This window comes from Pseudomonas sp. R151218B TE3479 (assembly GCF_053629195.1).
In genome coordinates, this window is sequence record NZ_JBRJHV010000001.1 from 3,787,727 (window position 1) to 3,807,262 (window position 19,536).

Here is a 19,536-nt window from a genome sequence, read left to right on the forward strand (position 1 = left end):
TTCCTTGTGGCTTACCAGTTCCGGCGTTTGATCCGCGTGAGTTCGCTTTCCAGCTCGGCCAGGGCCTGATCCACCGGTCGCTCGCCCGCCAGCACGCCGTGCACTTGATCGAAGAAGGCATTGGAGACCCGTGGATAGCGGTCGGCAGTGATCGAGGCGGGGCGCATGACCCCATCGTTGAGAATGCTGTGCAGTTGGCTGTAGTAAGGCATGGCCGCGAGCAACTCGGGATCCTGGTAGAGCGATTCGATCACCGGGTTGTAGGCGCCGACCAGGGCCCGATGTTTCTGTTGTTGGGCGCTGCTCAAGTAGCTCACCAGTTCCGCGGCAAGCTTGGGGTTGGCGCTGTAGCGCGACACCGCCAGGCCCCAGCCGCCGAGGGTGGACGCGTGAGTACCCGTCGCGCCGCCACGGGGCAGGGGCGCGACGCCGACCTTGTCTTTGACGGCGCTGTCCTGGCTTTGCACCAGGGCCCAGACATAAGGCCAGTTACGCATGAACAGCGCATTGCCCGACTGGAAGACGCCGCGTCCTTCTTCCTCGGTGTAATTGAGCACGCCACGGGGAGCGATGTCTCCGACCCAGCTTTTGGCCAGGGTCAACGCCGCCCGTGAAGCCTGGCTGTTGACCACGATGTCGCCTTGGGCGTTGACCAGCCCGCCTTGCGGTTGGCTGCTGATCCACTCCAGGGCATTGCACGTCAGGCCTTCGTAGGCGCGCCCTTGGAATACATAACCCCAGGCATTGGCGTTCCCGGCAGCGCGCTCCGCCTGCTGGACAGTCCTGGCGGTGGATGTCATTTCTTCCCAGGTCTGGGGCACGGGCTTGTTGTATTTCTCGAGCAAGTCCTTGCGGTAATACAGCAACCCCGAATCGGTGAACCACGGCATGGTCACCAGGCGCCCGTTCACCGTGGCGTTGTCCACCTGGGCCTGGAAATACCCCTGGGTGGCGTCGGCCGCAAGCACCTCGCGCAAGTCCAGCAAGTGTTTGGCCAACATTCCCGGCCACACCATGTCGATCTGGATGATGTCGATGTCGCTGGATTGCGCACTGAGGATCTGCTGGTAGAACGACAACCGCTCGGTCGCCGAGTTAGGTGTGGAAACCACTTCGACACTGTTGCCGGTCTGCTTCGACCACGCTTCGACGGCCTCTTTGCACAGTTGCAATTCGGCACCCACGGCACCACAGGAAATCGTCAGGTTGGCGGCAGTCGACAGGGCTGGAAACCCGACGCAAAGGCCGAGCAGCGCCGCTGGAAGGAGCGATTTGAGCTGTTTCATAAAGCCCTCTTTATTTTTGTTTTTAGAAAAGTTAACGTTAACATCGCCAAATGTAGCAGCGTATTTGCGATGAGGCATCCTTTTTTTCCTCTGTTTTGACAATTCAGAACCTGGGTGGAAAAGGCCGGTCGCGGCAACAGAACAATAAAAACAAAACAGGGAAAATCCACATGCAGAAAGCATCAAGCTGGCTACTCGCAAGCGTGCTCGGCGCCTCGGCGGCCAACTCTCAGGCCGCGACTCTGGAAGAGCGTATGGCGGCGTTCGAAGCCCGTGCCAGCGCAGCGGAAAAGCGTGCAGCCGCCGCCGAACAACAAACCCAGGCACTCGCCAGGGAACTGCAGCAAATCAAACTCGCCACACCCGCCGCGCAACCGACCGTGTCCGCCGTTGCGACACCCACGCTCGATGCCCGCCTGGCAAAACTCGAAGCCCGCCAGCAAAGCACGGAAAAGCAGGGCGGTAGCGCGCACCTCACTGACGGCTTCAGTTTCAAGGGCTACGCCCGCTCCGGGTTGCTGATCAACGATGGGTTGGGTGGCGGGCGTGGCGGTCCGTACACCACCCCGGCCGGTTCTGTCGGCGGCGCCGTGGGGCGACTCGGTAACGAGGATGACACTTACATGCGCATCGACCTGTCGAAAGAGCTGTACGCGCAGAACGGCACCCGCTCCAAATTCACGGTGTCCATTGCCGATGGCGTAGAGAGCTCCAACGACTGGACTGCCGAGGAAAGCAATCTGAACGTGCGCCAAGTGTTCACGGAACTCGATCACCTCGCGGCATTCAAGGGCAACTCGATGTTCGAGCATTCCACCTTGTGGGCCGGCAAGCGCTTTGACAGGGACAATTTCGACATCCACTGGCTGGACTCTGACGTGGTCTATCTGGCCGGCACCGGGGGTGGCATCTACGACGTGCAGATGACCAAGGACTGGCGCTCGAACTACTCGTTGATCGGGCGTAACTACGGGGATTTCAGTGAGGGCGGGGTCAATGCCGATGTGGAAAGCTACATCCTGACGTCCAACCAGTTTTTCGACGGGGGGCAGTGGCAGTGGATGTTCAACGCCATAGGCTCGAAGAAAAACGACTTCGGCACTCGTACCAATGAAGCGGGACTGGCGCCGGCCGATTCCGGTTTGCACACCATGGTCGCCAATCACCAGAAAACCTTTTTCGGTCGCGAAGGCTTCTTCAAGACCGCGCTGCTCTATGGGCAGGGGTTGGGGGCTGAGGTCAAGAACGTCGGCGCCGATGGCGAATTGATCGACGATGCCCGTGCTCTGCGTGTGGCGCTGTACGGCGAAACGCCCCTGACGTCCGACTGGCGCATCGGCCCGAGCCTGCTGGCGGAGCAAAGCAAGGACCGTTATGTCAAGGGTGACGACTACCGTTGGATGACTCTGAACGTGCGCTTGGCCAACGAAATCAACAGCAATTTCGAGATGGCCTACGAGATGAGTTGGCAAACCATGCAGCTCGACCCCAAGGGCTACCTGCAACGCAATGCGGTTGACGGTAACTTCTGGAAGTTCACGGTTGCCCCGACTTTCAAGCCCGACTTGGGCGATCTGCTTACGCGCCCTGAACTGCGTCTGTTCGCCAGCGTCATGAATTGGTCGTCGGACCTGGACAGGTACAGCGCCACAGACGCCTTCGGCAAGACGGACTTCAACGCCGGCGGCACCTGGCAGTACGGCCTCCAGATGGAAACCTGGTTCTGATACCCGCCAGTCGAGACCTGTGGGAGCGAGCTTGCTCGCGATAGCGGTGGATCAGCCTGGACAGGTGTTGGATGTGCCGCCGTCATCGCGAGCAAGCTCGCTCCCACAGTTTTTGCCGAGTCGTTCACAGACTTCGCAGTCACCACCCATCCTCTGTGGGAGCGAGCTTGCTCGCGATAGCGGAGGATCAGTTTGCAGTGATGTTGGATGTGTTGATGTCATCGCGAGCAAGCTCGCTCCCACAGTTTTTGCCGAGTCGTTCACAGACTTCGCAGTCACCACCCATCCTCTGTGGGAGCGGGCTTGCTCGCGATAGCGGAGGATCAGTTTGCAGCGATGTTGGATGTGATGACGCCTTCGCGAGCAGGCTCGCTCCCACAGTTTTTTCCGGGGCGTTCACAGACTTCGCAGTCACCACTCATCCTCTGTGGGAGCGAGCTTGCTCGCGATAGCGGAGGATCAGTTTGCAGTGATGTTGGATGTGATGACGCCTTCGCGAGCAAGCTCGCTCCCACAGTTTTTACCGAGTCGTTCACAGACTTCGCAGTCACCACTCATCCTCTGTGGGAGCGAGCTTGCTCGCGATAGCGGAGGATCAGTTTGCAGTGATGTTGGATGTGTTGACGTCATCGCGAGCAAGCTCGCTCCCACAGTTTTTGCCGAGTCGTTCACAGACTTCGCAGTCACCACTCATCCTCTGTGGGAGCGAGCTTGCTCGCGATAGCGGAGAGTCAGTTTGCAGCGATGTTGGATGTGATGACGCCTTCGCGAGCAGGCTCGCTTCCACAGTTTTGCCCACGGCTTTTGCGATTAACGTGTATGCCAGCCCAACTGGCTTGAGATCTGTTGGGTGGCTTGCATCAGTTGCTTGACGTAGTCCTGCTTCAACTCTTCCCTGAAGCGAAAGCACGGGAATGAAACACTCATCCCGCCGATCACATGGCCAAAACGGTCGCGGATCGGGGCCGCCAGGCAACGCATGTTGTCTTCGAACTCTTCATGGTCCTCGGCATAGCCTTGCTGGCGAACGGTCTCCAGTTCCTGCAGATACGACTCGACGCTGGTCAGGGTATTGGCCGTGCGGCGCTCGAAGCTTTCCTGTGCCAGGTGGACGAGCAGCTCATCTTCTTCGAGCCAGGCCATCAATACCTTGCCGATGCCGGTGCAGTACAACGGCGCCCGTCGACCGATCCGCGAGTACATGCGCAGGTTGTACTTGGAGTCGATCTTGTGCACGTAGACGATGCTGCCTTCGTCGAGAATCCCCAGGTGGACGGTCTCGCCGGTCAGCTCGTTGATCCGGCGCATCCCGGGCTCCGCTTCCCGGACGATGTCCAGGTGGGGCAGGGCCTGGGCGCCCAGTTCGAACAGTCGGACGCTGAGGCGATAGCGATCCTCGGCGTCCTGCACCACATACCCACGGGCCTTGAGCGACTGCAGGAAGCGATAAACCGTGGCCTTGGACATGTCCAGTTTGGTGGCGATTTCCGACACGCCGCTTTCTTCCGGATGCTCGGCCAGTGCCTCGAGCACGGCCATGGTCCGGCCCACCGCCGACACCAGATCGTTGTTGGGAATGACGCTGTTGTCCATGAAGGCTCCAACGTGAAAGTAAAACCCAAGGATATACGCAAGCAGAACAAAACGCTGTTTCATTTTTGCTTGACGAGGCCGGAAATCTGACTAGACTCGGGCCTTGAGATAAAAATGAAACGCCGTTTTAAAAACAAGAAAGGCGCGTTGATTATGGACTTAACGCTTGACCATGGCCCGCAGACCCGCTTCGCCCGCCCGCTGAAAGTGGCGTTGGTGGGGGAGTGCATGATCGAGATGCGCGGTGAGCCGGGTGCCGCGATCACGCAGACTTTCGGTGGCGATACGCTCAACACCGCAGTCTATCTGGCCCGATTGAATCCCCATGGCGCAGTGGCCGTGGACTACGTGACGGCCGTGGGCAGCGATGCGTTCAGCGTCGCCATGCGCCGGTCCTGGCTGGACGAGGGGATCGGTGATGCTCATGTCCGCGTGATCGAAGGCGCGCTGCCGGGGCTGTATTTCATCCAGACCGATCCACACGGCGAGCGACGTTTCCTCTACTGGCGCGGGGAAGCAGCGGCGCGGCGCATGTTCGAGGGCCCCGAGGCCGACGCCATGCTCGCTGCATTGGCCGATTACGACTACGTCTACCTGAGCGGCATCAGCCTGGCGATCCTCACGCCAGAAGGCCGCCAACGCTTGATCCAGGCTCTGCCCAGGGCTCGTCGAGCGGGCGCGCGCATCGTCTTCGACAACAACTACCGCCCCCATCTCTGGCTCGATCCTGAATCGGCCCGGCAGGCCTACCGCGCCCTGTTGCACCTGACCGACCTGGCCCTGATCACCTGGGAAGATGACGCGACCCTGTTCGGCTATCGTGACCCGGACGCCTTGTTCAGCGCCTACGCCCAGGCGGGCGTACGCGAAGTCGCCCTCAAGCGTGGCGCCGCCAGTTGCTTGATCCAGTGCCCGACAGGGCGTTTCGAGGTGCCCGCGCAAACCGTTTCCGATGTCGTCGACACCACCGCTGCCGGTGATTCGTTCAGCGCCGCCTACCTGGCCTGTCGCCTGCGCGGCGGCGCTCCAGAGCAGGCCGCCCGCTGGGGGCATCGCCTGGCGGCCCAGGTCGTCCGATATCGGGGCGCGCTGATTCCCCAGGCGGCCATGCCGGACATGGCCGCATCCTCACTTCCTTCTGTTGCACAGGTCTGACTTTATGAAAATCGTTGAAGCGCGCGTCATCGTCACCTGTCCGGGTCGCAACCTGGTCACGTTGAAAATCGTCACCGATGACGGCCTCTACGGCATTGGCGATGCAACCTTGAATGGCCGCGAACTGGCGGTCGTCGCCTACCTGGAGGAGCACGTCCTGCCCGCGCTGATCGGCCGCGATGCCCACCGCATCGAGGACATCTGGCAGTACCTGTATCGCGGCGCGTACTGGCGCCGGGGACCGGTGACCATGACGGCCATCGCCGCCGTCGACGTGGCGCTGTGGGACATCAAGGCCAAGGCCGCGAACATGCCCTTGTACCAATTGCTCGGCGGCAAGAGCCGCGAGCGGGTGATGGTCTATGGGCATGCCACCGGCAAGGACATCGAAGGGTGCCTGGACGAAGTCGCCCGGCACGTCGAGCTGGGCTATAAAGCCGTGCGTGTGCAATGCGGCGTGCCCGGCATTGCCACCACCTACGGTGTCGCCAAGCGCAGCGGTGAGCGCTATGAACCGGCCGACAGCGACCTGCCCGCCGAACACGTCTGGGACACCGCCAAATACCTCAACTACGTCCCCAAGCTGTTCGCCGCCGTGCGCGAACGTTTTGGTGATGACCTGCATATCCTCCACGACGTGCACCATCGCCTGACGCCCATCGAAGCCGGGCGCCTGGGCAAGGCCGTGGAACCGTACAACCTGTTCTGGCTGGAAGACTGCACACCGGCGGAAAACCAGCAGAGCTTCCGCCTGATTCGACAGCACACCACCACGCCGTTGGCGGTGGGCGAGGTGTTCAATTCCATCCATGACTGCCGCGAGTTGATCCAGGAACAGTTGATCGACTACATCCGTACGACGCTGGTGCATGCCGGCGGCATTACTCATGTGCGGCGCATTGCCGATTTCGCCGCGCTGTTCCAGGTGCGTACGGGCTTTCACGGCGCCACCGACCTGTCGCCGGTGTGCATGGGCGCGGCCCTGCATTTCGATACGTGGGTGCCCAACTTCGGCATCCAGGAACACATGCCTCACGAAGATCGCACCGATGAAGTCTTCCCCCATGCCTATCGCTTCGAGGACGGCCACTTCACGCCGGGCGAAACACCGGGGCATGGCGTCGACATCGATGAAGACCTTGCCCGCCAATACCCCTACAAGCGCGCCAGCCTGCCGGTCAACCGTCTCGAAGACGGCACGCTCTGGCATTGGTGAAGCGGTTTCAACCCTTTGAGCAAACGGGGCGCATGCCCCGTCAGGAGTGACTGATGAAAGCGTTCCAGGTAAGAGCACCCTTCGAGTTCGGGCTGGCCCAGGTCGATCAACCCCAGGTTGCCCACGGCGAGGTCCAGGTCGATGTGGCGTATGCCGGCATCTGTGGTTCGGACATGCACATCATTCATGGGCAGAACGCATTCGTGCGGTTCCCCCGTGTTACCGGCCATGAGTTCTCGGGGGTGATCCGGCAAGTCGGTGAAGGCGTCGAGCACCTGCAGGTGGGCGACCGGGTGTGCATCGATCCGGTGATCAGTTGCGGCACCTGTTATCCCTGCCGCATTGGCCGGCCCAATGTCTGCACGCGGCTGCAAGTGATCGGCGTGCACCGCGACGGTGGCTTCAGCGAGCAGGTCTGCGTACCGGCCGAAAACGCCCACCGCCTGCCCGATGCGATGTCCCTCAGCCACGGCGCCCTGGTCGAGCCTTATTCCATTGCCCTGAACGTGCTCGATCGCATGCAACCGCACCCAGGCGACAGCGTGTTGATCTACGGCGCCGGGGTGATCGGCCTGACCCTGGTGCAAATGGCCCGGGCGTTGGGCTTGACCGACATTACCGTCACCGATGTCATCGACAGCCGCCTGGAGACGGCACGGGCGCTGGGCGCCAGCCGGACCCTCAACGGCCAGCAAGTCGATGTCGAAGCCGTCATGCGTGAGCTGACTCAAGGTGAGGGCGTGCCGTTGATTGTCGATGCCGCCTGCATTCCGGCACTGATGCCGCAGATGGTGCGCCTGGCCTCGCCGGCCGGGCGTATCGGCTTGCTGGGCTTCAATGCCACGCCCAGTGATCTGGTGCAGCTGGAAATGATCAAGAAGGAACTGACCCTGGTGGGATCGCGGCTCAACAACCGCAAGTTCCCCCAGGTGATCGAATTGATCGCCAGCGGCAAGTTGCAAGTCCAGGACCTGATCAGTCATCGCGTCACCTTCGACGAAATGCCCGGCGCCATCGACCTGATCGAAAAGCACCCCGAGCAAACCCGAAAAGTGCTGGTGGAGTTGACGAACGCCCATCACTGAGCCGTCGCTACCACCGGTTTCACCGTGCCTGTCATGGGCACCCTCACCGAATAAACACAACAAGCGGGAGGCTCCACCATGTTTGGTCAAGGACGTAGCTTAATCATCATCATGCTGTTCCTGGCTGGGGTCATCAATTACCTCGACCGGTCGGCATTGTCTGTGGCGGCACCTTTCATCCAGAAAGACTACGGTCTGAGTACGGGTGAGATGGGCATGATCTTCAGCAGTTTTTTCGTCGGCTATGCGGCCTTCAACTTCATCGGTGGCTGGGCCGCCGACCGTTACGGCGCCAAGACCACCTTGCTGCTGGCCATGGTCTTGTGGTCGTTGTTCAGCGGCCTCACCGTACTGACGGTGGGCTTCGCTTCGCTGGTGCTCATCCGGATCCTGTTCGGCATGGGCGAAGGACCACTGAGTGTGACCACCAGTAAAATGGTGAACAACTGGTACGCCCCCAAGCACAGGGCGCGGGCGCTGGGTACGTCGATGTCCGGCACGCCGCTGGGCGGGGCGATTTCCGGTCCGGTGGTGGGCTTTATCGCCGTCACCTACGGTTGGAAAATCTCGTTCATTATCATCATGCTGATCGGCCTGATCTGGGCGGCGGTGTGGTTCAAGTTCGTCAAGGAACGGCCCGAAGGCGAGGGCGCCGAGGATATTCTCCGAGCCGAGGGGCAGAGCGAACTGGCGGCACAGCCGGTGTTCCCTTTGCGGTTCTACCTCAAGCAGCCGACGGTGCTGTTCACCTCCCTGGCGTTCTTTTCCTATAACTACACCTTGTTCTTCTTCCTGACCTGGTTCCCCAGCTACCTGACCATGGCCCACGGCTTGAACGTCAAGGACATGAGCATCGCCACGGTCATTCCCTGGGTCCTGGGTTTCCTCGGCCTGGCCCTGGGCGGCTTCATCTCTGACTTCGTGTTCAAGAAAACCGGGCGGATAATGTTCTCACGCAAAGTGGTGCTGGTGACGTGCCTGCTGGCCTGCGCTGCCTGCATCGCCTGTGCCGGGATGGTGACTACCTTGTATCCAGCGGTGATTCTCGTCGCCTTGGCGGTGTTCTTCCTTTACCTCACCGGCGCCATCTATTGGGCGATCATCCAGGACACCGTTCCGGCGGCGCGGGTGGGTGGCGTCAGTGGTTTCATGCACTTTCTGGCGAACACCTCGGGCATTGTCGGCCCGACCCTGACGGGCTTTTTGGTGCAGTTCACTGGTTCGTTCACCAGTGCGTTCCTGCTGGCGGGGCTGCTGACCGTGATCGGTGCCGTGTGTGTCGCGCGCTACGTTAAACCGCTGTCGGTGGCGGATACCGGTAACGCGGCGGCACAAAGCCCGCAGCCTGTTTCGGCCCTGGGCCGTTCCTGAACAGAAGGAGTGAGTCGATGCCTGTTGTGAAACGTGTACCTTGCACCGGCACTGCAGCGCAGATCGGTATCGTGCACCTGGGCCTGGGCGCGTTTCATCGCGCGCACCAGGCGGTCTACCTGCAACGCCATCTCAATCGCCAGGGTGAAAGCGACTGGGGCGTGTGCAGCGCCAACCTGCGCTCCAATCGCACCTTGGTCGAGCAATTGCGCGAGCAGGACGGTCGCTACCATGTGGCCGAATACCGCGACCGCGAGCAAGTGACGCTGCGCGAGATCGGGGTGCTGCGCCAGGCCTTGTATGTGGGCGAGGGCGGTTCCGACCTGGAGCAACTGTTGCACTGCATGGCCGCGCCGCAAACGCGGATCGTCACGCTCACGGTCACTGAAAAGGGTTATTGCCTGAGTCCGTCTTCGGGGCAACTGCGCAGCGAAGACCCGGCGATTGCCCATGACCTCGCTCATCCGCAAGCGCCGCGCTCGGCCCCCGGCATCGTCCTTGAAGCCCTGCGCCGGCGCCGCGCTGCGGGTATTCCGGCCTTCACTGTGTTGTGCTGTGACAACATGCCCGACAACGGCCAGCGCACCCGCCAGGCGGTCAGCGCATTGGCGGCGTTGCAGGATAAGGCACTGGCACAGTGGGTCGAGCAACAGGTGGCATTCCCCAGCTGCATGGTCGACCGCATTGTGCCTGCGATGGACGGTGAGTCCTTCCGCCGGCTGGAGCAACTGGACTGTCACGACCCGGCGGCAGTGGTCTGTGAAAGCTTCAGCCAGTGGGTGATCGAGGATCACTTCCCCCTTGGCCGTCCGGACTGGGAAGTGGAAGGGGTGCAGATGGTCGACGACGTGCGCCCGTTCGAAACAATGAAGTTGCGCATGCTCAATGGCAGCCATTCGTTGCTGGCCTATGTGGGACTGCTGGTCGGTCACGAAACGGTGTTCGAGGCCGTCAGTGACGTGAACCTGCTGCACCTGATCGGGCGTTACATGGCCGACGAGGCAGCGCCCACGCTGGACATGCCTGCGGGTATCGACCTTGCGGTCTATGCCCACGATCTAAAGGCACGGTTTGCCAATGACAGCCTGCAACATCGCCTGCGCCAGATCGCCATGGACGGTTCGCAGAAACTGCCGCAACGCTGGTTGCTGGGTGCGCAGCAACTGCTTGACCAGGGACGTGGCATCGCCTGCATCGCATTGGGCATCGCCGCCTGGATTCGCTACTGCACGCAGCCGTTGTCCGCCGATTCGGCGCAGTTGATCGATGACCCGTTGAGCGCCACCTTCGCCGATCTTGCGGGACGATTCGAAGGCTCGTCGCTGGTGAAGGCTTTTCTGGATATGGATGAAGTCTTCCCCGCTGAGTTGTCGACTCGCGCGGCGTTTCGCGATGCAGTGCAAGGCGCCTATGACGCCTTGGTCCGCGACGGTATCGGCAGCCTTTTACCCACTTTTGCCGCACCCAACTGATCACAAGGAGAAGAACATGGAACAGACATGGCGTTGGTTCGGCCCCAAAGACCCGATCTCCCTGGCGGACATCCGCCAGACCGGTGCGACCGGTATCGTTACCGCGTTGCACGAAATTCCCAATGGTGAAGTATGGCCGGTAGATGCCATCGCGGCGCGCAAGCAGATGATCGAAGCGGCCGGCCTGAGCTGGTCGGTGGTGGAAAGCATTCCGGTGCATGAAGACATCAAGCGCGGTTGCGGGCGGCGTGACGAGTACATCGCCAACTACCAGCAAAGTGTGCGCAACCTGGCGAGCTGCGGTATCGATATCGTCTGCTACAACTTCATGCCGGTGCTGGACTGGACCCGAACCGATTTGTCTTTCGAACTGGCGGATGGCGGCTGGGCCTTGCGTTTCGATCAAACCGCGTTCGCCGCCTTCGACCTGTTCATCCTTCAGCGCCCGGGCGCGCAGGCTGAATACAGCGTCGAGGACATCCAGCAGGCCAAGGCCTACTTCGAACAACTGACGCCGGCCCGGCGCGAAACCCTGGTCAATACCCTGATTGCGGGCTTGCCCGGTGCGGAGGAACACTACAGCCTGGACAACTTCCGTGACTTGCTGCGCACCTACGCCGACATCGACGAGGCCAAGTTGCGCGAACACCTGGGGTATTTTCTACGTGCGGTGATCCCGGTTGCCGAGGCGGTGGGTGTGCGCATGGCAATCCACCCGGACGACCCGCCCCGGGCACTGCTCGGCTTGCCACGCATCCTGTCCACCGCCGAAGACGCCCGATGGCTGCTGGATGCCGCGCCAAGCCCGGCCAATGGCCTGACGTTCTGCACGGGTTCCTATGGTGTGCGCGAAGACAACGACCTGGTGGCGATGGCCAAGCACTTTGCGCCGTTCATCTACTTCACTCACCTGCGTTCAACCCGCCGGGAAACCGACCCACGCAGCTTCCATGAAGCCCATCACCTGGACGGCGACGTCGACATGGTCGGGGTCATCGGCGCCTTGGTGGCTGAAGAGCGCCGACGTGAACGCGAAGGCGGCCCGCGCTTGCCGCTGCGTCCAGACCATGGGCATCAACTGCTGGACGATCAGCACCGCAAGAGCAATCCCGGCTACTCACTGATCGGCCGCCTCAAGGGCCTGGCGGAAATCCGCGGCGTGGAACTGGCCGTGCGCCGACAACTGGGCTAGATGAGCTCTGTTTGGGTGAGGGCGGTTAACAGCTGTGGCGAGGGAGCTTGCTCCCGCTGGGCTGAGCAGCAGCCCTAAAACCCGGCACCTCGGTGCATCAGATCGATCCCATTCAGTCAGCTTGGGGTCGCTACGCAACCCAGCGGGAGCAAGCTCCCTCGCCACGGAAGGTAAACGCCTGAGAAATTCTCGGGCTAACGCCATTCCCCTGTGGGAGCGAGCTTGCTCGCGAAGACGGTTTAACATTCAGCAGTTAAGTTGACTGGCACTCCGCTTTCGCGAGCAAGCCCGCTCCCACAATGGTTCAGCCTTCGAGCCCGCGGCGCTCGATCACGCCGAACACATCCGCGACATCCTGCACCAGGATCCGGGCGACATTGGTGAGGGTGTTGATGTCGCTCGCTGCCGAGTCACGCAGGCTGCCGCAGGCCACCAAGGTGAGGTAGTCGAGCGTGGCGTGCAGGCGTTCGCCGGCACAGGCATGGAGTTCGGGCAGTGGGGCGTGGGTGTCGATCAGTAGGACGGGGTGGGTGGTGGCGGTTTGGGTAAGAGGTGTGAAGCGTTGATCGCGTTGATTCATGGCAATAGTTACTCATTCTTCGTATCAAGAAAAAGCTACTTCGATCCGCTGCGAAACGAATGGGTGGTAGCTGCGCGTGGGTTCGCAGACCGAGGATACGAAGGAACCCGGCAGACCCGAAGATCTCCCACACACAGCCACCATAAAATGACGTCGAACGCCAAAGGCGCTCATTGTCACTTTTATGATGCTTGGTTGCTACCGTATCTGTCGGGCTGCGAAACCCAGCCACTGACCAAAGCCAGCGACGAACCCAACTATAGAAGTCGATCCCGGTACCCACAACCGGCCTGTAGGACGCCCCCGTCCTCCGTGGCGAGGGAGCTTGCTCCCGCTCGGTGGCGCAGCCGCCGTAAAACCAGTGCCGGCGGTCTGTCTGGCGAAACGCGGCGGCCGGTTTGGGGCCGTTTCGCAGCCCAGCGGGAGCAAGCTCCCTCGCCACAGGGTGTAAATTCCTACGAGATTTTCGGATCGCTATTGGCCACGCTACAAAACGCCCCTATAACCCGCTTCCCTGCTGACTCAAGTCTCCTGTGGGAGCGAGCTTGCTCGCGAAGCGGTATTTCAGCCTGCAAGGATATTGACTGTGCCGCCGCCATCGCGAGCAAGCTCGCTCCCACATTGGCCTCCCACATTGGCTCAGCGCCATATCATGCTAGACACATCCTGCACCTGATCTCTATGGCGAGATTCAGCGGTAATCCCGAAAAAACGCCCTGATATCCTCCGCTAACAACTCCGGCTGTTCCAACGCGGCAAAGTGACCACCCTGAGGCATCTCGGTCCAGCGTTTCACCACGCAGCAGCGTTCCACCCAGCTCCTGGGTGGCATGGGCAGTTCCCTAGGAAACAGCGCCACCCCAACTGGCGGCTTCAAACGCTCCCCGCTGTTGAACTGCAACGGCCGCTTGCTGCCCTCCACGTATTGGCGAAACGACGAGCCGATACAGTGCGTCAGCCAGTACAGCGTCACATTGGTCAGCAACCATTCTCGGTCAATAGCGGGGCTGTCATCACACCAGGACAGGATCTTTTCCCCCATCCACGCCAATAGCCCAGCCGGGGAGTCATTCAGGCCCACCGCCAGGCTCTGCGGTTTGGTTCGCTGAATGTGCCCATAGGCGCCTTCGGCATCGGCAAATGCCGCCGCGCGTTGCAGGAAGACCGTTTCTGCCTCGGTCGGCGCTGGCTCGTTTTCGCCAAGGGGAGGGCGATAGGAACCCGGAATATAGTTGAGGTGAATGCCCGTGACCCGCTCGGGAAAACGCACGCCCAACCACGTCGACACACCCGCGCCGATGTCCCCGCCCTGGACGCCGAATCGTTCATAACCCAGCCCGCTCATCAATTCACTCCACAAGCCCGCCACTTCATAGGGCCCCATGCCGGATTGCCGGAACGGTGCGGAAAAGGTGTAGCCGGGCAGCGACGGCACCACCACATCGAAGGCGTCCGCAGGATCACCCCCATGGCTGGCCGGGTCCGTCAGCAGCGGGATGATGCGCTGCATTTCGATGAACGAGCCGGGCCAGCCATGGGTAAGGATCAACGGTCTCGGACTCGGCCCGACGCCCCGTTGATGAATGAAGTGCACCCTTTGCCCACCGATGTCGGCGACAAATTGCGGCAGGCGGTTCAGCGCTGTTTCCTGGGCGCGCCAATCGAACGTGTCCGACCAATAGGCGAGCAGTTCCCGCAGCACCTCCGTGTCCATGCCTTCGCGCCAACCTTGCCCGGCCAGCGGTTCTGGTAACCGGGTGTACTTCAGACGGTGCCGCAGGTCTTCCAGGGCGTGTTCCGGGATGTTGATAACGAAAGGTTCGATGAGCATGTTTCGTCCGACCTCGCTAGACTCTCGATTTTTATCATGACGTTAAACATCGTGGATGAGGCCGATCATCAGAGGTAAGGCGCTGGCTTCATCGTCCGTTCAAATAACTTCACATGAGTGGCGAAGTCATCCTGTATCGGTTCGAATCCACAGCGAAGGTAAAATGTTGCGCCCTCCAGGGTGTCTGTAGAGAGGCGCACGGCTCGGAATCGTGGCGCTGCATGTTTCAAGAGATGTTCCACCAGGAATCTACCCACCTCCAGGCGCCTTGAGGCCCGCCTGACATATACCCTGCGTAATCTTCCGACACCCGGACCTGCATAGGGATCATATGAAAGTCCGCCAACGGCAATCAGATGCCCGTGGCGGAAGACGCCTAGAAAGCACTCCCCTGGTTGATCGAATCGATTGGCCCCGTTTTTCCAATCGCTGATCAAGCGAGTAAGAAACCTAAAACCTTCTGTAACTGACTCTGCTTCCAGCTGCAGGATTCCTGGCGGAAGCTCTGAAAGTTGCCGTACCGTCAGTTCTTGCGCTGATTTAATCACTGGTGATCCCTGTATTGCTTTTAGTTGTCGGCATGGCCCGCGCGCAGCTAGTGTAGCCCGCTGGCCGTGCTTGACGCTGGGTGGGTACAGCAACTTGAAAACGGAAGTTTCTAACGAAGGAGTGGTACATGGCACGCTATTTCAAGAGCCCGGACAGTGATCAAGTTGAAGAGGTGGACGCGTTCCAGGTGTTGGCGATTCTGTTCTTGGGCGTGATCTATCTGTTTTTCGCAGGGCTCTGGCGACACTTGTCGATCTGGCTCGGCATCGTGGCGATCGGGCTTGTGGCGGGACCGCAATGGATGGCTGGGGCTACGGCGCTGCTGCATTTCGTTTACTGTTTCATGATCCGCAAGATTGTCGCGCAGGATTACTTGCGCAAGGGCTGGATTGAGGTCGCTGATCCGAAAGCGGTTGAGACTGCGGCGCATTAAATGGCGTTTGCCAGAAAATGAAGGCCCCCTCAACGCCGCCCCGTCCGCGTACTCACATCCACCCACACCGCCAGCACCAGAATGCTGCCTTTGACGATCATCTGCCAATAACTGTCGACATCGAGCATCGACATGCCGTTGTCCAGGCTGGTGATCACCAGCGCGCCGAGGAGGGCGCCGTAGACGGTGCCGGAACCGCCGCGCATGGAGGTGCCGCCAATGAAGCAGGCGGCGATGGCGTCGAGTTCGCCCATGTTGCCGGCCGAGGGTGAGCCGGCGGCCAGGCGTGCGGTGTTGACCACGCCGGCGAGGGCGCACATCACGCCCATGATGCCGAAGATCCACAGTTTCACTGCCTGCACGTTGATGCCGGACAGGCGCGTGGCTTCCATGTTGCTGCCCACCGAGTAGACGCGTCGGCCAAACACGGTCTGGCTGGTGACGTAGCTGAACACCCCCAGTAGGATCAGCAGGAGCAGCACCGGTACCGGGATGCCGTCGTAGCTGTTGAGGGTATAGACGAACCCGGCCAGCACCGCGCCGATCACCACCACGCGCAATACGTCACGCACCAATGAGTGGGCCGCCAGGCCATGGAGGGCGCGGTTGCGCCGCTGTTTCCAGGTCAGGAACAGGGTCAGGGCGAACAGCAGGATGCCAAGCCCGGTCCCGACCGTGTGCGGCAAATAACCTTGGCCGACGTAGACCAGTTCCGGTGACACCGGGGCGATGGTGGTGCCGCCGGTCACTCCCAGCAGGATGCCGCGAAACGCGAGCATGCCACCCAGTCCGACAATGAACGACGGAATGCGCAGGTAGGCGGTCATGTAGCCGTTGCCCAAGCCAATCACCAAACCGCACAGGGCCACCAGGCTCAAGTTCGCCAGCAGCGGGATGTGATAAACCACATCGAGGATCGCCGCCAGGCCCCCCAGCAGTCCAAGTAGCGAGCCCACCGACAGGTCGATCTCACCGCTGATGATCACCAGCACCATGCCGCAGGCAAGAATCCCGGTGATGGACATCTGCCGCAGCAGGTTGGAGAGGTTGCGCGGGGTCACGAACCCGCCGTCGGTCTGCCAACTGAAGAACAGCCAGATGATCGCCACGGCGATCACCAGGGCGAGCATTTTGTAGCGGGAAAACAGCTGTTTGACCTGATTCATCTACGCGGACTTCCGATCATTATTGTTATGGCCGTCGGGATGGCTGAGTGCGGCGGCGAGCACTTGTTCCTGGGTGAGTTCGTGGTTGATGAAGTCGCCGCGCAACTGGCCGTCGCCGATTACCAGGACGCGGTCAGAGACTCCCAGCACTTCGGCCAGCTCCGACGAAACCATGATGATCGACACGCCCTCGGCCGCCAGCGCGCCCATCAATTTGTAGATCTCATACTTGGCACCGACATCCACGCCGCGGGTCGGTTCGTCGAGGATCAGCACGCGGGGTTTGGTCAGCAGCATCTTCGCCAGCACGGCTTTTTGCTGGTTGCCGCCGGAGAGGCTGGTGATCGGCAGGAACGGGCTCGCGGTCTTGAGGTGCATGCGCGCGATTTCCTTGTCGATGCTGCCCAGTTCGGCTTCGGCGTCGATGCGGGTCATTTTCGAATAGTTGTCCAGCACCGCCAGGGTGATGTTCTGGCCTACGCCCAGGTCCGGGATGATGCCTTGGCGCTTGCGGTCTTCGGGGACCATGCACAGGCCGGCGCGGATCGACTTGAGGGGCGTGCGCGTGTCGATCTGCTTGCCTTCCAGCCAGACTTCGCCCTCGTAGCGACCGGGGTAGGCGCCGAACAGCGCCGAGACCAGTTCCGTACGACCGGCGCCGACCAGCCCGGCGATGCCAAGGATTTCCCCGCGCTTGAGGACGAAGGAAATATCGTCGACCCGTTTGCGCTTGGGGTTGTCGACGTCGTAGCAGGTGACGTGGCGCGCTTCGAAAATCACCTCGCCGATGTCATGGGGTTCGGTGGGGTAGAGGTTGCTCATTTCCCGTCCGACCATCTGGGTGATGATCTTCGGGATGTCCATGTCGGTCATGGCGGTGGTGGCGATGTGTTTGCCGTCGCGGATCACCGAAATGGTGTCGCACACGGCGGCCACTTCATCGAGCTTGTGGGAGATGTACACGCAGGCAACGCCCTTGGCCTTGAGGTCGCGGATGATGTCCAGCAGCACTTCGATTTCCGAGCGGGTCAGGGCGGAGGAGGGCTCGTCGAGGATCAGCAGCCGTGCTTGCTTGTTCAGTGCCTTGGCGATCTCCACCAATTGCTGGTAGCCGCCGCCGTACTGGGAAACCGGCAGCGACACGTTCATGTCCGGGACCTTGAGTTCACGCATCAGGGCTTCGGCACGGTGGATCATCGCCGGGTAGTTCATGCGTCCGCCGGGCAGTGTCAGCTCGTGGCCCATGAAGATGTTTTCCGCCACTGACAGGTCGGGGACGAGGGTCAGTTCCTGGTGAATGATGACGATCCCGGCGGCTTCGGTTTCGCTGATGGACTGCGCCTTGAGCGGCTGGCCGGCCCAAATGATCTCGCCTTCCCAGGTGCCGTAGGGGTAGACCGCCGACAACACTTTCATCAACGTGGATTTGCCCGCGCCGTTTTCACCGCACAGGCCGACGCACTCCCCGGGCCTGACCTTGATGTCGATGCCGTTCAGGGCTTTGACACCGCCAAAGGTTTTGACGATGCCGTTCATTTGCAGCAGGTAATCGGACATGGCATGACTCATGAGAATGGGCTCACACATACGCAGGAACCCTGAAGTCGATCAGCCCCCTGTGGGAGCGAGCTTGCTCGCGATAGCGGTGTTTCAGCTTGCATCCATATTGGATGGGCTGCCGCCATCGCGAGCAAGCTCGCTCCCACAGGGACTTTGCTTAACCCAGGACGTGCGCCCAGATCACTGCCCGGCGATCTGCGCCTTGGTATAGAACCCGTCCTTTTCCAGCAGGTCGATGTTGTCCTTGGTCAACGGCGTAGGGGTGAGCAGGATGGTGTCGACTTTCTTGCTGCCATTGTCATATTGCGAGCTGAAGGCCGGTTTCTCGTTACGCGCCAGTTGCACCGAAAGCTTGGCGGCTTCCGAGGCGATCAGCTTCAGCGGCTTGTAGACGGTCATGGTCTGGGTGCCATCGATCACCCGCTTGACCGCCGCGAGGTCGGCGTCCTGGCCCGAGATCGGCACCTTGCCGGCCAGTTTCTGTGCGGCCAGGGCCTGGATGGCGCCGCCGGCGGTGGCGTCGTTGGAGGCGACGATGCCATCGATCTTGTTGTTGTTCCGGGTCAGGGCGTTTTCCACGATGCTCAAGGCTTCGGTGGGGTTCCATTCCTTCACCCACTGCTGGCCGACAATCTTGATATCACCCTTGTCGATGGCCGGTTGCAGCACCTTCATCTGGCCTTCGCGCAAGACCTTGGCGTTGTTGTCCGTGGGCGCGCCACCGAGCAGGAAATAATTACCCTTGGGCGCGGCTTTCAGCACGCCACTGGCCTGCATCTCGCCGACCTTTTCGTTATCGAAGGAAATGTAGGCGTCGATATCGGCATTGAGGATCAGTCGATCGTAGGACACGACCTTGATCCCGGCCTTCTTGGCTTCGGCGACGGCGTTGGTCAGCACGGTGGCGTTGAACGGCACGATGACGATTACATCGACGCCACGGGAGATCAGGTTTTCGATCTGGGAGATCTGCTTCTGCTCGTTGGCATCGGCGGACTGGACGAAGACCTTGGCGTCGAGTTTTTCCGCCGCCGCGACGAAATAGTCACGGTCCCGCGACCAGCGTTCCAGGCGCAGGTCATCGATGGAGAAACCGATTTTCGGATGGGCCGCATCGGCCATGACCGGAAGCGAGAGCAGGGCGAGGGCGCCGGCGAGCAGGGTACGTTTGAATGTTTTCATGTAGTGCGTCCTTTTATTGTTGTTTGAAAGACACTGCCTGACGATGAGCGTGATACCGGGTAGAACTGTAGAGCGTTGCGAGGCGCCGTGGGCACAGATTTGTCGCGAGAATGTAACGGCCTCTTTGGTGGGGCAGAC

Annotated in this window: 16 protein-coding genes; 8 read left to right on the forward strand and 8 right to left on the reverse strand. The window is 60.9% G+C overall.

Features of this window, described 5'->3' with window-relative positions:
• Positions 1 to 11 precede the first annotated feature (11 nt).
• On the reverse strand, positions 12 to 1,286 hold the full coding sequence (locus AB7M32_RS16765; RefSeq protein WP_454250615.1) for an ABC transporter substrate-binding protein: 1,275 nt from the start codon (positions 1,284 to 1,286) through the stop codon (positions 12 to 14).
• A gap of 170 nt (positions 1,287 to 1,456) precedes the next feature.
• Between AB7M32_RS16765 and AB7M32_RS16770 the strand changes: the two genes are divergently transcribed.
• Positions 1,457 to 3,013, forward strand: a complete 1,557-nt coding sequence (locus tag AB7M32_RS16770; protein ID WP_454250616.1) for a carbohydrate porin — start codon at positions 1,457 to 1,459, stop codon at positions 3,011 to 3,013.
• A gap of 810 nt (positions 3,014 to 3,823) precedes the next feature.
• On the opposite strand, the gene kdgR is transcribed toward AB7M32_RS16770, so the two are convergent.
• Entirely contained in the window at positions 3,824 to 4,606 is a 783-nt protein-coding gene (kdgR, locus tag AB7M32_RS16775; RefSeq protein ID WP_454250617.1) for a DNA-binding transcriptional regulator KdgR, read from the reverse strand.
• Positions 4,607 to 4,759: 153 nt separating this feature from the next.
• Here kdgR and AB7M32_RS16780 point away from each other — a divergent pair, with 153 nt between their 5' ends.
• The 6 genes from AB7M32_RS16780 to uxuA all read left to right on the forward strand — a co-directional run bounded on the left by AB7M32_RS16780 (position 4,760) and on the right by uxuA (position 12,097).
• Entirely contained in the window at positions 4,760 to 5,761 is a 1,002-nt protein-coding gene (locus tag AB7M32_RS16780; RefSeq protein ID WP_454250618.1) for a sugar kinase, read from the forward strand.
• Between the two features lie 4 nt (positions 5,762 to 5,765).
• Entirely contained in the window at positions 5,766 to 6,977 is a 1,212-nt protein-coding gene (gene manD / locus AB7M32_RS16785) for a D-mannonate dehydratase ManD (RefSeq protein ID WP_454250619.1), read from the forward strand.
• A gap of 53 nt (positions 6,978 to 7,030) precedes the next feature.
• Positions 7,031 to 8,062 carry a Zn-dependent oxidoreductase gene (locus AB7M32_RS16790; protein WP_192260767.1) on the forward strand — a complete coding sequence of 344 codons (1,032 nt, stop codon included), beginning with the start codon at positions 7,031 to 7,033 and terminating at the stop codon, positions 8,060 to 8,062.
• Positions 8,063 to 8,140: 78 nt separating this feature from the next.
• Entirely contained in the window at positions 8,141 to 9,433 is a 1,293-nt protein-coding gene (locus AB7M32_RS16795) for an MFS transporter (protein ID WP_072410059.1), read from the forward strand.
• Between the two features lie 17 nt (positions 9,434 to 9,450).
• Positions 9,451 to 10,905, forward strand: coding sequence for a mannitol dehydrogenase family protein (locus AB7M32_RS16800; protein ID WP_454250620.1), 1,455 nt, complete (start codon positions 9,451 to 9,453; stop codon positions 10,903 to 10,905).
• A 16-nt stretch (positions 10,906 to 10,921) separates the two neighbouring features.
• Positions 10,922 to 12,097: a mannonate dehydratase gene (gene uxuA, locus AB7M32_RS16805; RefSeq protein ID WP_454250621.1), complete on the forward strand. Its 1,176-nt coding sequence runs from the start codon at positions 10,922 to 10,924 to the stop codon at positions 12,095 to 12,097.
• Between the two features lie 304 nt (positions 12,098 to 12,401).
• On the opposite strand, the gene AB7M32_RS16810 is transcribed toward uxuA, so the two are convergent.
• The 3 genes from AB7M32_RS16810 to AB7M32_RS16820 form a co-directional block, all read right to left on the reverse strand.
• Positions 12,402 to 12,677 (reverse strand): fructose-bisphosphate aldolase, encoded by a 276-nt coding sequence (locus tag AB7M32_RS16810; RefSeq protein ID WP_454250622.1) that lies wholly within the window; start codon positions 12,675 to 12,677, stop codon positions 12,402 to 12,404.
• A 691-nt stretch (positions 12,678 to 13,368) separates the two neighbouring features.
• The gene (locus tag AB7M32_RS16815) at positions 13,369 to 14,508 is read right to left on the reverse strand and encodes an epoxide hydrolase family protein (protein WP_454250623.1); all 1,140 of its coding nucleotides are present in this window, start codon (positions 14,506 to 14,508) and stop codon (positions 13,369 to 13,371) included.
• 68 nt (positions 14,509 to 14,576) lie between these two features.
• Positions 14,577 to 15,056 carry a GNAT family N-acetyltransferase gene (locus tag AB7M32_RS16820; protein WP_454250624.1) on the reverse strand — a complete coding sequence of 160 codons (480 nt, stop codon included), beginning with the start codon at positions 15,054 to 15,056 and terminating at the stop codon, positions 14,577 to 14,579.
• Between the two features lie 128 nt (positions 15,057 to 15,184).
• Here AB7M32_RS16820 and AB7M32_RS16825 point away from each other — a divergent pair, with 128 nt between their 5' ends.
• A complete protein-coding gene (locus AB7M32_RS16825; protein ID WP_454250625.1) occupies positions 15,185 to 15,490 on the forward strand; it encodes a hypothetical protein in 306 nt (101 codons plus the stop codon).
• A gap of 29 nt (positions 15,491 to 15,519) precedes the next feature.
• On the opposite strand, the gene AB7M32_RS16830 is transcribed toward AB7M32_RS16825, so the two are convergent.
• From AB7M32_RS16830 to xylF, 3 genes are all read right to left on the reverse strand, one after another.
• Positions 15,520 to 16,656 (reverse strand): sugar ABC transporter permease, encoded by a 1,137-nt coding sequence (locus AB7M32_RS16830; protein WP_092165544.1) that lies wholly within the window; start codon positions 16,654 to 16,656, stop codon positions 15,520 to 15,522.
• Entirely contained in the window at positions 16,657 to 18,213 is a 1,557-nt protein-coding gene (xylG, locus tag AB7M32_RS16835; protein ID WP_454250626.1) for a D-xylose ABC transporter ATP-binding protein, read from the reverse strand.
• A 183-nt stretch (positions 18,214 to 18,396) separates the two neighbouring features.
• Positions 18,397 to 19,398 (reverse strand): D-xylose ABC transporter substrate-binding protein, encoded by a 1,002-nt coding sequence (gene xylF / locus AB7M32_RS16840; protein WP_072410076.1) that lies wholly within the window; start codon positions 19,396 to 19,398, stop codon positions 18,397 to 18,399.
• Between the last annotated feature and the right edge of the window lie 138 nt (positions 19,399 to 19,536).